The sequence below is a fragment of the Bacillus aerolatus genome, assembly GCF_009183655.1.
Classification (GTDB): Bacteria; Bacillota; Bacilli; order Bacillales; family Domibacillaceae; genus Pseudobacillus; species Pseudobacillus aerolatus.
In genome coordinates this window covers 443,679-463,088 of sequence record NZ_WEIO01000002.1, presented here as the reverse complement: position 1 = coordinate 463,088, position 19,410 = coordinate 443,679, and the positions used below count along the sequence as shown (strand labels likewise).

Sequence of the window (19,410 nt, the reverse complement as noted above, 5' to 3'; positions counted from 1 at the left end):
GAATTATTTACTTTGCCTGACCAAAGCGTTTCATTTCCAGACGTTCTTCCAATCTTTCTTCGATCGCTTTCATCGCATCTGGGTTATCTAACAATTCACGCTTATTTTCTTTCACAAGTTCGGCGAATGATTTCCTTTGCATTTTTCTCATGGTGTATTCCCTCCCTTCTCATAGCCAATTATGAACAATTTACCCTAAAACACAAGACTTTATACGAAATTTTCAAATAATTTTAACAATTAGTTAGATTAATTCGAAAATTCCGTCTATTGTTTGTTTAAAACAACAAGTGGGCCTATTTTCCAAAAGTAAAAAAGAGACAAGCATGAGCCCGTCTCTTTTGAAAAATAACTTATTTTGCTTTAATATCCTGCAGTTTACCACGAAGCACCATTTGCAGGATGCCTCCGTTGCGATAGTAATCTACTTCTACATCTGAATCAAAGCGGACAAGAGCTTGGAATTCTTTCTTGTTGCCTTCTTCATCTGTAGCTGTAACCGTTACAACATCACGCGGTTTTACGTTATCGTTTAAATCAACTTCAATTACTTCTTTACCAGTTAAACCTAATGTTGTTGCATTTTCACCAAGTTTAAATTGAAGTGGAAGCACACCCATCATCACAAGGTTTGAACGGTGAATACGCTCATAGCTTTCTGCGATAACTGTTTTCACTCCTAGAAGATTTGTTCCTTTGGCTGCCCAGTCACGAGATGAACCCATTCCGTAATCTTTACCAGCAAGTACAACAAGGCCTGTGCCATCTTCTTGGTACTTCATGCATGCATCATAAATCGGCATGATTTCGCCTGTTGGCCAATAAGTCGTGAATCCACCTTCTGTTCCAGGAGCAACCTGGTTACGAATACGGATGTTAGCGAATGTGCCGCGCATCATGACTTCATGGTTGCCTCGGCGTGATCCGTAAGAGTTAAAGTCGCGCGGTTCAACACCTTTTGAACGCAAGTATTTGCCTGCAGGTGTGTCTTTTCCAATCGCCCCTGCCGGAGAAATATGGTCAGTTGTCACTGAGTCACCGAATTTACCCATTATGCGCAAGCCTTTAAGAGCTTCAATTTTTTCAGGTACTGCTGACAGTCCTTCAAAGAATGGCGGGTTTTGAATATAAGTGGAATCATCATTCCAGCTGTAAAGAGCTTCGTTGCTCGTTTGAATTTGGTTCCAGCGAGAGTTGCTGTCAAATACCCGTTCGTACTCTTTGCGGAACAATTCCGGCGTAACAGCGCGCTGTACTACTTCTTTTACTTCGTCTGTTTCCGGCCAAATATCTTTAAAGAAGACATCTTTGCCATCTTTATCTTTACCGATTGGATCTTTTGCAAAATCAATATTGACAGTTCCAGCCAAAGCGTAAGCAACTACTAATGGCGGTGAAGCGAGATAGTTTGCTTTTACGAGCGGATGGATACGACCTTCGAAGTTACGGTTACCTGAAAGAACGGACGTAACTAAAAGATCAGCGTCAACAATCGCTTTTTCAATTTCATCTTTTAACGGACCGGAGTTACCAATACATGTTGTACAACCGTAACCTACAAGATTGAAGCCCAGCTTCTCCATGTAGCCCATTAAGCCGGCATCACGAAGGTAACCAGTAACAACTTTGGATCCAGGTGCTAATGATGTTTTCACATACTTCGGCACTTCTAATCCAAGTTCAACTGCTTTTTTCGCTACTAAGCCTGCAGCAAGCAATACGTATGGGTTAGACGTGTTTGTACAAGATGTAATCGCTGCAATTGCAACCGCACCAGTTTTCATATCCGTTTTTTCGCCGTCAGCAAATTTAACTGTCGTTTCTTTATCCAATTCTTGCGGAGTTAATCCGAATCCTTGGTTGCCTTCCGGAGCGCTGATCGCTTCCTGGAATGAGTTTTGCATGCTGGAAAGCGGAATTAAATCTTGCGGACGTTTCGGACCAGATAAGTTCGGCTCAATATCAGCAAGGTCCAATTCAACAACGTCTGTATAAACAGGATCTTCATTTGCAGGTGTGAAGAACATATCGTTTTCTTTCAAGTATTGTTCCACTACGCGGATATGGCTTTCTTCACGTCCAGTTAAACGCATGTAGTCTAATGACTCTGCATCAACTGGGAAGAATCCGCAAGTTGCTCCGTATTCAGGCGCCATATTAGCGATTGTCGCACGGTCTGCGAGTGGCAGCTGGGAAACACCAGGGCCGAAGAACTCAACGAACTTGCCTACTACACCTTTAGCACGCAATACTTGCGTTACTTTCAGCGCTAAGTCAGTCGCTGTCGCACCGTTTGGAAGTTCTCCTAATAATTTTACACCGATAACTTCTGGAACCGGGAAGTAAGAAGGCTGACCAAGCATACCTGCTTCCGCTTCAATACCACCGACGCCCCAGCCGAGAACACCGATTCCGTTGATCATCGTCGTATGGGAATCCGTTCCGACAAGCGTATCCGGATAAGCTTCCAGTTCGCCGTTAGCAGTTTCTACGGCATGCACAACATTAGCAAGGTACTCAAGGTTTACTTGGTGAACGATACCAGTTGCCGGTGGCACTGCGCGATAGTTATCAAATGCTTTTTGCGCCCAGCTTAAAAATTCATAACGCTCAGCATTGCGCTCAAATTCAAGTTCCATATTTCTTTCAAGCGCTTCCGGTGTACCGTATGTGTCTACTTGGACGGAGTGGTCGATGACAAGGTCAACCCCAATTTCAGGATTGATAACATCCGGATTGCCGCCCATGTCCGCCATTGCTTTACGTAAAGAAGCAAGGTCAACGACAACAGGAACACCAGTGAAGTCTTGCAAAATAACACGTGAAGGCTTAAACGGCACTTCTGCTTCTTTTAAATCAGCGGCTCCCCATTTAGCCAGATTTTCAACATGTTCCTTTTTAATAACATAGCCATCATGCTGGCGCAATACAGATTCTAATAAAACTTTGATCGAATATGGCAGGCGGGATACTTTCGCCACACCCGCTTCTTCCAGAGCTGCTAAACGATAGTAATTGTACCGTTTACCATCGAGCTCAAAACTTGAACGGGCATTAAATACATCATTCTTTGCCATCCCGATTCCCCCTCTTTTAATTAAGTATGTAAGCATAGCTGAAAAGCAGAAGAAATATTTCTCCGCTTTTCATACCTTTTCATCATAATACAATCCTCTACATAAGTAAATAACGAGAATTGAATCGAGTTTGATAAGGTTTACTTATAAGTTGAAACTATCTATTTAAAAAATGAGTTCTTTCTTTTCCCTCGTAATATATCGCCCATCCAGCCTTTTTTCAATAAATAAATATATAAAATTAAAGTAGAGACAGCGATGATCCCCCATGAGAAGATGTAGCCCAATTTCCAGTCAAGTTCAGGCATATTTTTAAAGTTCATCCCCCAAACAGCTCCCCATGCTGTAACAGGCGTAAACAGTGTGGTCAGGACGGTCAGGGTTTTCATAATTTCATTCCCCCGGTGTGTGGAAACTGTATTTTCCAACTCTACCATCGCCTTCAGTTCTTTATCATATTCATTTATTAACATGTATGCACGCTCAATACGTTTAGCTGCCCTTTTGAAATGAATTCCTTTAGAAACATCATTGCCAAACGTTTCTTCGATCCCGTACTTTATTTCTAAAACTGGGATAATTAAATTTTGCCATATAAGAAGTTCATGACGGTTTTTCGCTGTTTGATCAAGAATTTCTGTATTGTTTTTTTCTTTAATCCTCCAAAGTAAATCCCTTAGACGAACTTCAAACGCATCAATTTTTCCGAGAAAATGATTCATAAGATCGCCAACCATAATCATAAAGCCTTCTACTGGACAATCGGCTTGATCCATTTTCTTTCTGATAATATCCTCGTCCACTCCATCAAGCATTGACACATCCAGATTATCAGTAATTAAACATTTTTTCGTTAGATAGAAGTGAAACACTTGTTTCCCTTCTTTTTCTTCCACATTCTGATAATAAACAAGCGATCCCCACAAAGCTTCTTTTCCTTCTTCACTCGTATCCACTTGCAGATTGTTCGTCATATTTTTTTTCGTTTCTTCAGCCCATTTATTATATGAATTATATTGTTCGGCGAACTTTATAGCTTGATCGACTTGCGACTGGCTGAGTTCATGCCAGGACCATTTGCCGCCATTAAAAGTATGCTCCATGTTCACTCCCCCTATTACTTATGTTTGCACTATTCAAATACCCTCATGAAGAGGAAAGAAACAAGCTACGTGTTTTAATTTGTCCACATCCGGGTAATTATAATGCAAGGAGCAATATTCATTTGTATAAAATATAATAAAAGCTTGAAGTTTTTTAAGGAGGAATTCTATTATGTTTGGAAGGAATATGGAAAGAAATCAAATTGGCAAAGGCGGTGGATTAGGTTATATGCTCCTTGGAGCAGGAGCAGCAGCCTGGTGGCTTTCAAAAGACGAAAACCGTGCGAAATTCGACAGCATGATGAATACGGCTAAAAAGAAAATGAATATGGATGTCCAACCTTCGAAAGATGAATTCCCTATTTTAAAAGCTGGACATCCGCACCCTGAGGATGTCGCCGATAATAAGATGGTTGATGAAGGTGCCCAGTTCGGTGTGAAGTACTATAACGAGAAAGAACAACAATGAAAATAAAATAATATCGTGGATGGAAACATAAAAAGAAAAGACGGCGCCTTGAGCATCGTCTTTTCCCATTTAATCATTGGCAAAAATAAAGCTGATTTTTCCATCCTGGCGACCGAGTTCCAGTGCGGCATTAAATACTTTATCTCCTTTTTTAAAGCCCGTGATCGTGTCCGTTTTTCCAGAAGTTAATAATTTTTTCACATTAGCTTGTGTAATTGTCTTACTGAGTATCTTCTTGGAAATGGTAAAGTTGCATTTTGTTTTTGCGTAATTTGTGCAGCCGTAAAACGAACCTTTATCCACAACTTTCCCTTCGCATTTTTGACAATTTCCCAATGAAGTATTAGACCTTTTTTTATAAGCGGAACGTTGAATAGACTCCGTATCTAGTCCTGCGAATGACCATTCCTTCGATAAACTGACCGCATCTTGAATAATTTTAGCAGTCATCTTTTTCGTCTGCTCCATAAATTCAGACGGAGATGCTTCGCCTTCGCCTATTTTTGTCAGACGCTGTTCCCACCTGGCCGTCATTTCCGGGGAAGCGAGTATTTTATCCCCAATCGCTGCGATCAATACTTTCCCTTTATCTGTCGCAAACACTAAATTTTTCTTCACATCAATATACTTTCTGTCTTTCAACATAGTAATAATGCCGGCCCGCGTTGCTTCCGTGCCCAGCCCTTCCGTTTGCTTCAATGTTTTCTCAAGCTCTTCGTTATCTAAATATTTACCCGCTGTTTTCATTAATGTAATTAACTGTCCTTCTGTATAGCGTTTCGGCGGCTGAGTCTGTCCTGCTTTCACGAGTGCCTTTTCTGCCACTCCCATTTCTTCTTCTTTTAAAGGAGGCAAAATAACATCTTTATCTTCTTCATTTTGAAAAATGACTTTTCTCCAGCCTTCTTCAATCAGCTGCTTTCCTTTAGAGATAAACTCGGCCCGACCATCGACTAGTGTGACAACCGTCGTGTAATCAAATACAGCCGAATCATAATGGGCCGCAATGAGCCGACGGACAATTAAGTCATAAATTTTCTTTTCTTCAGCAGGCAGCTTATTAGGATCCTTTACTTGTTCAGTCGGAATAATGGCATAATGGTCTGACACTTTTTTGCTGTTGACAAACCTTTTGTTGCTGACAATAGAAGGCACTACTGCAGGAACGAGCTGTTCATATTCAGTCAGCCGCCGCAGCTTTTGTAAAACTTCCGAAAACGTAGCTGCTTCTCCTTCACTCACATAATTGGAATCACTGCGCGGATAAGAAATGATACCTTTTTGATAAAGCGACTGGGCGAGGTCGAGTGTTTTTTTAGGCGAGAATTTAAAGGCGCTGTTAGCGGTGGCTTGAAGTGAGGATAAATTAAATAAAAGCGGAGGTTGAAAAACTTTTCGTTCTTTCTTCAATTGGCGGACTACAGCTTTTTTACCATGACAAAAAGCCGCGATCTTTTCGGCCATTTCTTGATTATCCAGCCGCGATTCCCCGTTTTTTTCCCATTTCCCCTCATACTTTTTGCCATCTATGTTAAATTGGGCAATGACTTCCCAAAATGGCTCTGGCTTGAAATGTTCAATTTCAAGTTCACGCTTCACAATCAACGCGAGCGTCGGTGTCTGTACGCGCCCCGCTGAAAAAACATCATTCATCCCATGATTTTTCAGCAGGATGCTGTATACTCGTGATGCATTCATACCGACAAGCCAGTCTGCACAAGCTCTTGTATAAGCTTCATAATACAAATTTCTCGTTTCATTCCCATCCAGCAGCTTTTCAAAGCCTTGTTCAATCGCTTTTTTTGTTAAAGAAGAAATCCATAACCGTTTAAGCGGCTTGTTTACGCCGCTCAAGCTGATGATGTTGCGAATGATCAGTTCTCCTTCACGGCCGGCGTCTCCTGCATGGATAATCTCTGTTACCTTCGAATCCCGCAAAAGTTTTTTTACTACATTAAATTGTTTGTATTTTGACTTGGCCACTTCATATTGGAATTTCTCTGGAATCATCGGCAAAGCGTCTATTGACCATTTTTTCCAAGCAGATTCATATGTTTCAGGAGGGACGAGCTGAGTTAAATGCCCAACGGCCCACGTCATATAAGCTCCCTTTGGAAAAAAGCGATTTGGCGCGATTTCTAAAAAGCCGTCCCGCTTGATTGATTTAAACGGTGAGGCCAGTGTCCGGCCTTGATCTGGTTTTTCGGCAATTATAATTTTCATCGGCCGTTCTCCTTACTTTTGTGTTTATGACTATCTAAATTATATCATCGTTCGGCGGAAAGAGGGGGAAGATTGTACATAAAATGCACTAAAAGTATAGGATAACGTATTAAGGAGAATCGCTGTCAACCCATTTTTCTTCTACAAATTCATTGTTTATTTTGACACCTGCTTCATAACCTTGGCTGGCGGCACCAACCAGGCTCGTAAATGTATTTTTGGCATCTCCGATAACGAAAAGGCCTTCAATATTTGTTTGGCCGTGTTCATCTGTTTCATATTCTCCTTTTTCATTTAATGAGACACCCAGCAGGGCGGGTATTGCAGAGGCTTGCCTTTCTCCAGTCGTTACCATGAATCCGCCTTTTCTGCTGACAACGTCCCCACTTTGCAGGACCACTTTTTCCAGTTTGCCGTTTGTAGATTCAATTGCTGTAACAGGAGATTCGATTAATCCAATGTTACGCTGCATCAGCTGCTGTTTTTCTTCTTCACTTATGTCTGCTTTCCCATTTGTGAAAACGATTAAATCCTTACTCCAGTTGTAAATGGTTTTAATAAAAGGCATTAACGCTTTTCCATTGCCAAATACAGCGAGTGTTTCGTTCTTCCGCTCCCACCCATCACAGTAAGGACAATGAAACAATGTTTTTCCGTACACTTCTTTCATTCCGGGAATTCCCGGTAAATGATCTTTCATTCCGGTAGCAACGATCATTTTTTTGCTTAAGATCGTTTTTTCATTTCTCGTCTTAATGACAAAGAGTCCGTCTCTTTTCTCAACAATTTCGACGACATCTTTCGAAATTTGCACATTACGGTAATGCTTCATCTGTTCGTGCGCAATCTCCCTTATTTCAGATGGCTTCATACCATCTCTTGTCAGGAATCCATGTGCCTTGGCGGTCACTCGGTTTCTTGGTTTTCCTTCGTCAATCACCATCACCTTTCTCAGCGATCTTCCTAATACAAGAGCCGCGCTTAATCCGCCCGGGCCGCCGCCTATAATAACCACATCCAATGCTTCGCTGTTCATATTTTTCCTCCCATTTATTTTGCTGGCCCTTTTTGACATCACCTATTTCCCTTTTAAAAGAAGAAAAAACATATAAATAAAGAAAGAAAGGACGCAAAACTGCGTCCTTTCGATCAGCCGTTTATTTGTCCGTTTTCCCGAGCACTTGCCTCATCTTTTATTTCTTCCCGCATGCCGGCAATGCTCTCCCTGCGGCGTGCGTTTTTCTCTTCAATTGCTTGTCGTTCTTCCGGTCCGGCGTTCATCATCGTTTCTTCCGCTCTCTCCATATTTCCAATCGTATTTTCTACCATATCCTGGAGTCTTTCTACATTATTTGATCTGTCATCTGGATTTGGTTTGTTGTTCATACAATTGTCCTCCTTTTTAATGATCATACAAACAATAGCTTTTCCTGTTAGCAGAGTCTTTAACGAGGTAATTTATGGACAGATTATTTCACAATATAATTATTTGAATTTTGCACATAGTTATAATTGCACTCAAAAAATAATTTATCAGATTTTCGGGCGAGAATACCCCCATCTTCAAATACGCGAAGGGCGCAGCCCAGTATTAAGTGGGGAATGAATCGCCTTCGGACAATCGAGTGCTACTTGCAGTAAATGAAAAATAGTTTGTGTACGGGCGCCAAATCCTTTTTTCTCTTTGTATTCGCTAACTCTTTTCAAATGTGTTTTAGGAAATCGTCATACGACTGCTTATTTTCCTTCACTTCAAACAGCTCGAAAGAGTGTTAAGTGGCGGGAGGGTTCAATATTCCTTAAAGGAAAGCTGTTGATGTTTATTAAATAAAGCCGGATAAATAAGGCTGCCTAAAATAATGCTCGTTAAAGCAGCTGTTGCTAAAGAAGAAAAAACAATGATCAATTGAAAGCGCACTGCTTGTACAGGGTCCGCTCCTGCAATAATTTGCCCGGTCATCATCCCAGGCAGCTGAACGAGGCCAATCGTTTTTGCGCTGTCGATGCTCGGGATCATACTGGCACGGACCGCGTCTTTTAAAATCATATGTACAGCCTGTTTGGGAGTGCCGCCAAGCGAGAGTACAACATTTATTTCAGCCTTTCTTGAAATGATTTCAGCATTTAGTCTGTTCAACAACAGACTTGCTATGATCATTGAACTGCCAATAATCATTCCGCTGAATGGAATTATATACCTTGGAGCAGGTGGAATAATATTTAATCCAATTAAAAATAGCATCGAAACAGCTTCAATAGCAAAAAGGGTTACAACGACACGCCAGCCCAATTTTGGAAAGCCATATTTCCGTTTAACAATGTTTTGGGCAGCTACAGCGATCATTAGAACGACCATTACAATCGTAAAAAAAGGGCTGTTTGAAGAAAATACAAATGTGAGAACGTAACCAATTACCAGCAGCTGAACAGCCGAACGGACAACTGCAATGACCATGTCTTTTTCGAGCCCAAGTTTTAATCCGCTTGATAAAAGAATCGCTAAACCAACGAATACGAGCGCTAAAGATAAAGTAAACAAGCTCACAGGTCTTTCCCTCCCGCCAGCTCACCCTGTAAAAACCGGCGAGTCAGCTCTTTCTCAGGATAATGAAAAAATGAATGCGTCTCTGCTTTTTCAATCAGCCGTCCGTTCGCGAGCAGCCACGTATAATCGCCTACTCTCCTTGCTTGTTCTAAATCATGCGTTACCCATAAAATCGTTTTCTGTTCATCTTTATGTATTTTTATGATCAGCTCTTCTATTTCCTTTGCTGCAGATGGATCTAATGCAGAGGTCATTTCATCCAGCATTAATATTGATGATTGGTTAACGAGCGTTCTTGCAAGAGCGACTCTCTGCTTCTGTCCGCCCGAAAGCTCTTCAGCGCTGCGCGGCAGTATATTCTTAGAAAGCCCGACGTATTGAATCAATTCTTCCGGTGATTGTAACGAAATATCGTGAAGACGAGCAGCAAGCATTAAATTGTCGTGCACTGTTCCAGGAATCATAGGAGCCGTTTGGAAAGCGAGTGCCGCATGTTGGCGCAGCTTGTTCACATCCCATTCTCGCACTTCTTTACCTTCTATCCGCACTTCTCCTTCATCAGGGGTTAATAACAGATTGCAAAGTGATAGTAACGTACTTTTCCCTGATCCGGAAGGCCCTACAAGCGTAACAACTGCCCCAGCTGGCACATCTCCCGTAATATTCTGCAAAACCATCTGCTTTTCTGACCCGTTAACATAACACTTTCCCGCTTGTTTAAATTGGATCGCTATGTCTGTTTTTAACTTTTCGATGCTCATTCAACCTCCGTGTTAGTTTTTATAATGTTCAAACTGAAAATCATCTTTTTATTATACAGTCAATTGAAAAAAAACTGTTTCAAAAACTTTCATGTCAAAGCTTTTGGGGCAGTTTCTTCATTGATTCGCTCAGCTTGAATGGTTTCGCGAAAGCGATCTAGCTTCTCATCTCCTTTCAATTATAGGGGTTTTCTCGCATTATCTCATTAATGCCGCAGCTATAATATCATTTTAATAAACGTTGCTTTGATGCATGTTTATAAAAGACTTTCATCATTGTATTGGGATAAAATTAATGATGAGCCCCGAATAATTTCTTTAATCTGTAAAAATATACATTACTTTTTACCCATTTATATCTATATTTAAATATTTATAATGGAGATATACCTCGAATAGGGAGTTGAAGTGTGTGGGAGCTAAGTCCAAATTGATGAAGAAGTTTTTTCCGCTGCTCGCCTTAATCATGGTGATTACAGCAGCGATTGCCTGGTCATTGAATGATGTTGATAAAGCGGTGACCGTCTCCTTTTCGTCTATGGAAAAAATCATTAAAGAACAAAACGGAGCACCTGTTTCATTGCAGGAAAAACCGGATGGGGCTCTTTACCTTACGACTAAAGACAACCAATATGTCTCGTATACTTCTCCAGGAAGCTTATCGGTAGACAGATTGATTGAAACATATAATATTCGATATTCTTACTCTAATAAAGGACCTTATGATAATTGGATTATCGGTGGTGTTATTTTATTGGTTGCGGTAGTTGCAGCTGTTCTATATAAAAAAGGACGAAGCGGCACTGGCGGAACAAAAGCGATGAAAGACAGCTTATCAAAAGCAAGACCCCTTCCTTCTATTACATTAAAAGACGTAGGTGGTCTTTCAGTAGAAATGAAAGATGAAATTAAACAAACGCTGTCTATATTAAAAAACCCTGAGCGTTCTGCAAAGATCGGCATTAAGCCTCCGAAAGGCATTTTACTGTACGGACCTCCGGGCACGGGGAAAACATTGCTGGCACAAGCAATTGCAAAAGAGATGAACGCCAACTTCTTTTCAGCAAGCGGATCTGCCTTTACTGAATTATTTGTAGGGGTTGGTGCATCCCGCGTACGGAGTTTATTTCAACAAGCCAGAAAGCAAAAGCCAGCCGTTATTTTTATCGATGAAGTGGATGCTCTCGCTGGACGGCGTAAAGCTCACGGCGGTGAGGAAGCAGAAAAGACGTTAACAGAGCTTCTCGTTCAGCTTGACGGAGGCCATTCAAATGACGACATTTTATTTATCGCTGCCACGAATAGAAAAGACATGCTGGATGAAGCATTTCTTCGTCCAGGAAGAATCGATTTCTCCTTCCTTGTCCCCCTGCCAGATACGAAAGGAAGACGAGAAATTATTGATATCCATATTAAAGGAAAGCAGCTTGCTAATAATGTTATGTCTACACTTGGCGATTTAGCGGAAAGCACATCCGGATTTTCAGGGGCAGAACTAAGCTCGCTATTTGAAACGGCTAGCAGAAGCGCCATCCGTAATAACCGGGATACGATTGAAAAGAGCGACCTTGACTATGCATTAGATCGTACAATCCTTGGCAGTACGTCACGAACGCTTCAAGATCCGGAAACAAAACGGCGCGTTGCCATCCATGAAGCGGGGCACGCCCTTGTCGCCGCTGCCACAAAACCTGGTTCAGTCAGAAAAGCAACAATCATTCCAAGAGGGCAGGCCCTCGGTTATGTCGCACCAATTCCAAAAGAGCTTCACTTATCTACTGCTAGTGAATTGCTCGATCAAGTAGCCATGATTTTGTCAGGTGGGACAGCAGAACGAAAGTTTCTTGGAGAACACAGTATTGGAGTAAGCGGGGATGTTCAACAAGCTAAACAAATCATTGAACAAATGGTGGATTTGGGTGTGCTGCAGGACGGCTTTACGTTAACATTCGTTAAAATGGAACGCGAAGCAAAAATGCAAGAGCTGTTCCAAAAAGCATTATCCATCTCTGAGTCATTGATTCAAGAGCGCGAAGAACAATTTCATAATTTAGTGGATGCTCTATTGAAAAAAGAGACTCTTGAAGGCTGGGAAGTTGAAAAAATTGTGCAAATGGATTCTGCTGTTGAAAAAACGGAATTAGTGCCCGTCTAACTTCCTTCCCATAAAAAAGAACCTGGATCAGTAACAGATCCAGGTTCTTTTTTATAGCATATCCTATTTTGATGTTTTAAGTTGCAGCTGTGCCAATTCTACTTCTTCCGTTTCTTTATTCGTACGTTCTTTTCCTAAAATATAATAATCCAGTGTCTCTGTTGGAATATTTTTAAAGTCTTTCGCTTTGTAAATGTAAAAAGCTATCCCCATTACAGTCCATACGGCCATTGCAATTAAAGATGGCGTTCCGAGAGCTGAAGGTGAACCAGGAACGAGCAGTAAGGCTAAAAACGCGACACTTGATAAAACGCCTGCCAGGCAGATGAATTTCTTTACAGGAGAAACCGTTTTCTCATTACTTCCAGCGCCTAAGTAATCGCTTTCATTTTTCCAATTAAATTGTTTGTAAGCTGTAAGGCAAGTATAAAGGTATGCGATCGTTACACCAATGGCTGACATATCAACAATCCATAACAATACAGGGCGGCCAAACCAAGGAGCAATTAAGCAGAAACAGCAAGTGAATATGATCCCAAAATTAGGCGTTTTATGTTTCGGGTGAAGTTTCGCAAAAGAAGCAGGAAGGATTTGCGCTCTGCCCATCGCAAACATCAATCGGCTTGCTGACACGTAAAAACCGTTTAATCCTGTAAAAATACCCATACAAATCGAAAGAGCGAGACATGTTACCCCAATCACTCCTAAACTTTGAGAGATAATATCGCCCGTTCCCCAAACTGGCTTTCCAGCTACGAGCTGCTGCCACGGACTTCCAACTGCTGTAGCGATGATCATAAATGAGTATAAAAACATAGCTACAAGTATTGAATAAATAATTAAGGAGAAAGCTTTTTTAGCTGGAAAGTTAAATTCTTCAGCTGCCTGAGGGATGTTATCAAATCCTACGTAAGCCCATGGCGCCACAGCTAATATGGCGACGATGCCTGCGATAGGGGCAATTCCCGGCTTAAATGCGGGGGTCAGATTGCTAAAGCTGGCTTCTGGGTGAAGCAGCATGCCGATTGTCAAAGCCAGTATTCCGAGCACAAGAATCACACAGAAAATAAATTGGATTTGTCCTGATAATGACGCGCCTCTAATATTGAACCAAGCGAAAAAGATTAGAGCCGCACTAGCAATAATTACTTCTCCTAAATAAACTTCCCAGCCATTAATTTCATATAAGAATACTGTGTTCGTAATAGACGGGAAAAGAAATTTGCCGAGAAGAGCCATCGCTGAAGCGTTCAAGGCAACGATACAAATATAACCTAAAGTCAGGAACCAGCCGCAAAAATAAGCGTGAATTCTACCGAATCCTAGATAAGCATATGTAAATCCTCCACCTGAAACCGGAAACTTATCTATTAAAATTCCATAGCTAACGGCAATGATCATCATAATTAAACCGCCAACAAAAAGACCGATTATTACACCGAGCGGACCGGCTTTCGCCATCCATTCAGTAGGTAAAATAAAACATCCCCAGCCAATTGCTGATCCTAAAGCAATTGCCCATACCCAGTGCTGTTTAAACGTTTTTTCAAGCTGAACCCTTTCTTCCATCATATACCTCCTATATTACGGGATTTTCCAATTGTTTCGTCATATGGCTTTCAGACGGCTTAGCAATAATGATTGGGTTATCTGCTTTTATACCCCATTACACATAGGTAGTCCTTCTTAGATGGAGGAATATTTTTTAAAAAAACAGGGGCTTTTTTGAAAAAGCCCCTGTTTTTATTTACCAGTTTCTGTGATCTAAGTGTGCATATTTTTCTAATAGACGAGTTGGCATTTGAAGCGCATCTTTTCTGAATGGCGGCGCTAATTGTGTGCCATCTACTAAAATATCAATAACTGTTGGTTTGTCAGACTTCAATGCAGCTGCAAGAGCTTTTTGAAGATCTTCTGGATTATCTACGCGAACTCCTACTGCACCCATGCTTTCTGCTACTTCAGCAAAGTTTGGTCCTTCAATGTCAGCTCCAACAAAACGGTTGTTGTAGAAGTCTACTTGGTTTTTCTTTTCTGCACACCATGCACCGTTATTGAATACGCAAGCAATAACAGGAAGTTTTTGCTCAACAGCTGTACTTACTTCATGCAAGCTCATTCCCCATGCGCCATCCCCTACGATAGCAAGAGCTGGGCAATCAGGCGCAGCTAATTTTGCTCCAATTGCTGAAGGATAAGCAAAACCAGTGTTTCCGAATGTTAATGCTGCGATATGCTTACGTGGTTGTTTAAATTTCAAATAAGCATTAGCTGTTGAAGACGTATTACCGATATCAGATGTCACGATTGCAGTTTCTGGAATCGCACGAGAAATTTCTAATAGAGCTCTTCTTGGGTTCATTGGGTTTCCTGGTACCATTGCAAGATCTACAAGCTCTTGCTCCCACTCTTGTTTAAGTGCAGCGATTTCTTGAATACGTTGTTCGTTGCGCTCATTTGTCTCACGCTTTTCTTTTAAGCGTTTTAAGATTTCAAGGCTTGCATCATGTGCATCGCCTAAAACGCCCACTGCTACAGGATGCGTTCTTGCAATGTTACGGTGGTTGATGTCGATTTGAATAATTTTAGCGTTTTTAGGGAAATAGTCAATGTCATAGCATGGCAGTGTTCCGAAAACAGACAATCTTGTACCAATTGCTAAAAGAACATCAACATCTTTCAGTGAATTCATTGCTGCTTTTGATCCCATGTAACCGATTGGTCCAACTGCAAGCTCATGATCGCAAGGGAACGCATCATTGTGCATGTATGAAACAGCTGCTGGTGCGGATAGGTACTCAGCAAGTTCTACTACTGAGTCTATTGCATTCGCATCTACTGCGCCACGGCCTGAGATAATTGCAGGTTTCTTAGCTTGTAGTAACAATTCAACAGCTTCATCAATTGCTTTAGAATCACCAAAGCCTTTTTTCTCAACACGGTATTGAGAAGGCTCTAGGATATAATCTTCGATTTCTCCGTAGAAATAGTCACGTGGGATATGATAAAGAACTGGTCCTCTTTCCGCATAAGCAAGACGGAAAGCTGTACGCAAGCAGTCTGCCACGCGGCTTGGGTGAGTTACTTTTACAGTTGCTTTTGTGATTTTTTCGAATACAGAAGCTTCGTCACACTCCTGGAAACCGTCCCATCCAATTGTTTTTGTACCAGCAGTTGGAGCGATTACAATCATCGGTGTATGAGCCATATTTGCAGAAGCAACTGATGTCACCATATTTGTAATACCAGGTCCGTTTTGGCCGATAATAACCCCAGCTTTTCCTGTTACTCGAGTGAAAGCATCAGCCATATGGCCAGCACTTTGCTCATGGCGAACAGGGATGAATTTAATGCCTGCTGTTGGCAGCAAGTCTAGCATATCCATGAAAGCGGAACCTAAAATTCCATACATTTGGTCGATTCCTTCAGCAACCAATGTTTCAACAATTGCCTCACTTGGTGTCATTTTAAGTTTTTGCGTTTGAACCACTTGTAATTCTTTTTCTACTTTTGCCATTTACAATCCAACCTTTCAATTTTAAGTTTAAGTTTATTTTGTATTTTTAAAAGCATCAAAAACAGTGTCAACTAAGAAATGCAGATCTTCTTCAGTAGAAGAAAGTGGTGGTGCCACGATGAGAACATTGTTAAAACCTGGCACTGTGTCACCGTTTCTGCCGATAATCAAGCCTTTCTCTTTACATTTTGCGATAATGCCGCCAATGACTTCATCCGAAATTGGCTCTTTTGTTTTCTTGTCTTTGACTAATTCCAAGCCATACAAGAATCCTTTAGATCGTACTTCACCAACAATTGGATGGCTAGACAGCTCATTCAATTTACCTAAAATTGTTTCTCCAAGCCGAGCTACTCTTTCAACAATATTCTCTCTTTCAATGATTTCAATGTTTTTCAGAGCTACTGCACAGCTTGCTGGATGCCCTCCGTATGTAGAGACATGACGGAAATGATTATCAGCGCCTTTTTCTGTAAACTTCTCATAGATTCGAGAATGTACTGCTGTCGCACCGAGCGGTAAATAACCACTTGTCAGCCCTTTAGCCATTGTTACTATATCTGGCTGCACACCTTCCGAGTGCATAAAGCCAAACATTTTACCTGTACGCCCAAATCCGGAAACTACTTCATCCACAATGAGAAGTACATCATGCTTTTTACAAATTTCAGCTACTCTTTGCATGTATTCACTAGACGGAACAATGACGCCTCCTCCAGAAATAAATGGCTCCATGATAACCGCAGCTACAGTTTCAGCACCTTCCCATGTAATCATTTGATCGATTTGGTCAGCAGCTACCTTGTCACAATTTGTTACTTCCTCTCCAAATGGGCAGCGATAGCTATAAGGAGGCGGAACATGAAGGAAACCTGGCGCACCTGGATCATATTTTACTCGTCTATTCGCTTGAGCTGTAGCGCTCATCGCGCCAAGAGTAGATCCGTGGTAAGCCCGATATCTGGAAATAAATTTATATTTTCCCGGGTTTCCATTTTGATGATGATATTGCCTAGCTATTTTGAAGGCGGTTTCATTTGCTTCCGAACCGCTATTCGAGAAAAAGGTTTTATATGAGTCCCCTAACAGTTCGCTAATTTTTGCAGATAGCTCAATGGCTGGCTGATGGCTTAGTGTAAGCGGAAAATAAGAAAGACTTCTCATTTGTTCTGCAGCTGCTTCCACAATTTCTTCTCGTCCGTGTCCTAAATTTAGGCACCAAAGACCTGAAACACCATCTAAGTAGCGTTTACCTTCAATATCAGTAAACCAGGCCCCTTCACCTGACTCAGCAACCATTGGCTTGCCGCCTTCTACATGCCGGCTCATTGCATGCCACAAATGATCATTGTCTTGCTTGATCAACTTTTGACTGTCCTTGACTTCTAATTGTGTCATCATGTTTGCCCCCTTTAACTAGTATTCATTTCATCCATCCTGTTAAACAACTATCTATTAAACTCAGCTGCAAAGGCAGCGAATTTACTCAAATGATATTTACGTCCTTACTGAATGGTTCTACGTTTTATTATTATCCTCTCCTTTCTTTCCTTACGAGTATCGTGTCATATTGTGTCACCAAGTTGTCACGTTGTCCGTACCAGTTTGTGTTTCTCTTTGTTGTTAATTACATTAAACCACACGATTTTAAAATATTCAATCTATTCTAAAAATATTATCTATTGCATTTTTAACTTACACTTATCTGTATTCTTAATAGACTGTTTTTTCTTTGGTGGATATGGGGTTACTAGCCGAGAAGCGAACCGCAATTTATTCGGCTGCTCCATGACTAATTGCTTTTCTTGCTTAATTTCATCCGAAAGGAATACATATCTGATCGGAAAGAAGCGACATAATATTCGATCAATCTGCCTGATTGATCCATAAGTTTTCGCTCAGTATTCAGTACATTTAATGAGTCCGAGACACCTAGTAGCTCAGCGTCTTCAGTGGTTAAAAAGCTGCTTGTAATTAATTGTTCAGCCTCCGCCAATTTGATTCCGAGATTTTCTTCGATTAAATCAAAAAGGGTTCCTTTATCAATATCCAGTTCAGCTAATTTTTCACCAATTTCGACAGGATAGTATTGCAGTTCGATAGCAAGCGGAATGTCATTTGCGTATCTAACTCTTTTAATAAAGTAGGCAGTGTCAAGTCCTGTCGCTTCAATGATGTCATTAGGGGGAATGATCGTTCCGTGTGTAACGAGCCTCGCTCCTGGTGCCATGCCCATTTTCCGAATGGTTTCAGTCGTACTCGTTAAGGAACCAAGCCACTCTTGAATAGCTTTAGAAGAAATAAATGTGCCCTTGCCATGTACTTTCTCCACAATTCCCTCTCTGACAAGGTGAGATACAGCTTCCCTTACTGTACTTCTGCTCACTTCATATTCATCCATCAGTTGCCGCTCACTAGGTATTTTATCCTGGTAATGCCCTTCATTTATTAAGCCTTCTATTTTATTTCTTAGTTGAATGTGAAGTGGTACAGGATCTTTAGGGTTTAGTTTTTCCATACAGATACCTCTTTCCTTAATAGAATAATGATTATCTCTTCTTTTCATCTTATGATGATTTACTCATAAAGTAAAACCATTAGATAAAAAACGGTTACCAGCTCGGATCCCGTATGGAATCCGAACCGGTAACCGCCGTTATACTTTGCTGCCAGATTGGGAGAAAACGAGCTCAATTAATTTCTCGCTTGTTAATTGCAGCGCTTCTTCAAAATAAACCATATAAAAATGCCGTGTCAGTTTAACGTCTTCAATTTTTACTTCTTTCAATGTACCGAGCTGCAATTCTTTTTTCACAGCCGATTTCGAAATAATAGAGATGCCAAGGTCAGCTTCTACCGCACTTTTTATTGACTCGGTGTGTTCTAGTTCCAGGACTGTCTTTAGTTCATTTGGATCTACTTCGTTTTTTCTTAAGCTGTCTTCAATCACCTGCCTTGTCCCGGACCCTTTTTCCCTAATAATAAACGGAAAAGTAGTAAGGTCTTTTTTGGACAAAACAGAATTTGTTACTATTTGTGAGCGGCTAGAGGCAATCAAAATCAATTCATCCTCTTGAAATGGAACTTGTTTTAAATTCGGATAAGACAGCATGGACTCGATAAAACCAAGATTTAATTCATGCTTGTAAAGCTTTTCAATGATTTGCTCTGAATTGCACATCTTCAAACGAACATCGACGAGTGGATAATCTTTTTTATACTCCGCAATTAAAAAGGGAAGAACATGTTCACCTATTGTCAAACTAGCACCAATATTTAATTTGCCTGCCACTTCCCCTTTTAACATTTGCAGTTCATTTTGAATTTCACTCATTAAAAAAAGCATTTTTTCTGCTTTATTATACAAAATGTGTCCTGCGGGCGTTAAATCGACTTTTTTCGTTGTCCGTTCAAACAGCTTCGTTTGCAGCATATCTTCTAAATGCTTAATTTGCAGACTGACAGAAGACTGGGATATGTGCAGTTCTTTTGCCGTCTGCGAAAAATTTTTATTGTTTGCTACTGCGTAAAATAATCGCAAATATTCTAAGTTCATTTTT

Annotated in this window: 15 protein-coding genes; 2 read left to right on the top strand and 13 right to left on the bottom strand. The window is 40.9% G+C overall.

Annotated elements, in window-relative coordinates; genetic code table 11:
* Positions 1-7 precede the first annotated feature (7 nt).
* From F9802_RS05835 to F9802_RS05825, 3 genes are all read right to left on the bottom strand, one after another.
* Entirely contained in the window at positions 8-151 is a 144-nt protein-coding gene (locus tag F9802_RS05835; RefSeq protein ID WP_152150204.1) for an FbpB family small basic protein, read from the bottom strand.
* Between the two features lie 202 nt (positions 152-353).
* On the bottom strand, positions 354-3,077 hold the full coding sequence (acnA, locus tag F9802_RS05830; RefSeq protein ID WP_152150203.1) for an aconitate hydratase AcnA: 2,724 nt from the start codon (positions 3,075-3,077) through the stop codon (positions 354-356).
* Positions 3,078-3,238: 161 nt separating this feature from the next.
* Positions 3,239-4,180 carry a magnesium transporter CorA family protein gene (locus tag F9802_RS05825; RefSeq protein WP_152150202.1) on the bottom strand — a complete coding sequence of 314 codons (942 nt, stop codon included), beginning with the start codon at positions 4,178-4,180 and terminating at the stop codon, positions 3,239-3,241.
* Between the two features lie 172 nt (positions 4,181-4,352).
* Between F9802_RS05825 and F9802_RS05820 the strand changes: the two genes are divergently transcribed.
* Positions 4,353-4,649 (top strand): hypothetical protein, encoded by a 297-nt coding sequence (locus F9802_RS05820; RefSeq protein WP_152150201.1) that lies wholly within the window; start codon positions 4,353-4,355, stop codon positions 4,647-4,649.
* 69 nt (positions 4,650-4,718) lie between these two features.
* On the opposite strand, the gene F9802_RS05815 is transcribed toward F9802_RS05820, so the two are convergent.
* The 5 genes from F9802_RS05815 to F9802_RS05795 form a co-directional block, all read right to left on the bottom strand.
* Positions 4,719-6,872, bottom strand: a complete 2,154-nt coding sequence (locus F9802_RS05815; protein WP_152150200.1) for a DNA topoisomerase III — start codon at positions 6,870-6,872, stop codon at positions 4,719-4,721.
* A gap of 109 nt (positions 6,873-6,981) precedes the next feature.
* Positions 6,982-7,908 (bottom strand): NAD(P)/FAD-dependent oxidoreductase, encoded by a 927-nt coding sequence (locus F9802_RS05810; protein ID WP_152150199.1) that lies wholly within the window; start codon positions 7,906-7,908, stop codon positions 6,982-6,984.
* A gap of 113 nt (positions 7,909-8,021) precedes the next feature.
* On the bottom strand, positions 8,022-8,258 hold the full coding sequence (tlp, locus tag F9802_RS05805) for a small acid-soluble spore protein Tlp (RefSeq protein WP_152150198.1): 237 nt from the start codon (positions 8,256-8,258) through the stop codon (positions 8,022-8,024).
* A 403-nt stretch (positions 8,259-8,661) separates the two neighbouring features.
* Positions 8,662-9,417, bottom strand: a complete 756-nt coding sequence (locus tag F9802_RS05800) for an ABC transporter permease (protein ID WP_152150197.1) — start codon at positions 9,415-9,417, stop codon at positions 8,662-8,664.
* On the bottom strand, positions 9,414-10,178 hold the full coding sequence (locus F9802_RS05795) for an ATP-binding cassette domain-containing protein (RefSeq protein WP_152150196.1): 765 nt from the start codon (positions 10,176-10,178) through the stop codon (positions 9,414-9,416). Before F9802_RS05795 ends, F9802_RS05800 begins: the two co-directional genes overlap by 4 nt.
* Positions 10,179-10,590: 412 nt before the next feature.
* Here F9802_RS05795 and F9802_RS05790 point away from each other — a divergent pair, with 412 nt between their 5' ends.
* Positions 10,591-12,333 carry an AAA family ATPase gene (locus tag F9802_RS05790; RefSeq protein ID WP_404799143.1) on the top strand — a complete coding sequence of 581 codons (1,743 nt, stop codon included), beginning with the start codon at positions 10,591-10,593 and terminating at the stop codon, positions 12,331-12,333.
* A 63-nt stretch (positions 12,334-12,396) separates the two neighbouring features.
* On the opposite strand, the gene F9802_RS05785 is transcribed toward F9802_RS05790, so the two are convergent.
* The 5 genes from F9802_RS05785 to F9802_RS05765 all read right to left on the bottom strand — a co-directional run bounded on the left by F9802_RS05785 (position 12,397) and on the right by F9802_RS05765 (position 19,406).
* A complete protein-coding gene (locus tag F9802_RS05785; RefSeq protein WP_152150195.1) occupies positions 12,397-13,902 on the bottom strand; it encodes an APC family permease in 1,506 nt (501 codons plus the stop codon).
* A 178-nt stretch (positions 13,903-14,080) separates the two neighbouring features.
* Positions 14,081-15,850 (bottom strand): sulfoacetaldehyde acetyltransferase, encoded by a 1,770-nt coding sequence (xsc, locus tag F9802_RS05780; RefSeq protein ID WP_152150194.1) that lies wholly within the window; start codon positions 15,848-15,850, stop codon positions 14,081-14,083.
* Positions 15,851-15,883: 33 nt separating this feature from the next.
* Positions 15,884-17,251, bottom strand: coding sequence for an aspartate aminotransferase family protein (locus F9802_RS05775; protein ID WP_404799142.1), 1,368 nt, complete (start codon positions 17,249-17,251; stop codon positions 15,884-15,886).
* A 391-nt stretch (positions 17,252-17,642) separates the two neighbouring features.
* Complete coding sequence (locus F9802_RS05770; protein WP_152150193.1) at positions 17,643-18,368, bottom strand: GntR family transcriptional regulator; 726 nt, start codon at positions 18,366-18,368, stop codon at positions 17,643-17,645.
* A gap of 138 nt (positions 18,369-18,506) precedes the next feature.
* A complete protein-coding gene (locus F9802_RS05765; protein WP_152150192.1) occupies positions 18,507-19,406 on the bottom strand; it encodes a selenium metabolism-associated LysR family transcriptional regulator in 900 nt (299 codons plus the stop codon).
* Between the last annotated feature and the right edge of the window lie 4 nt (positions 19,407-19,410).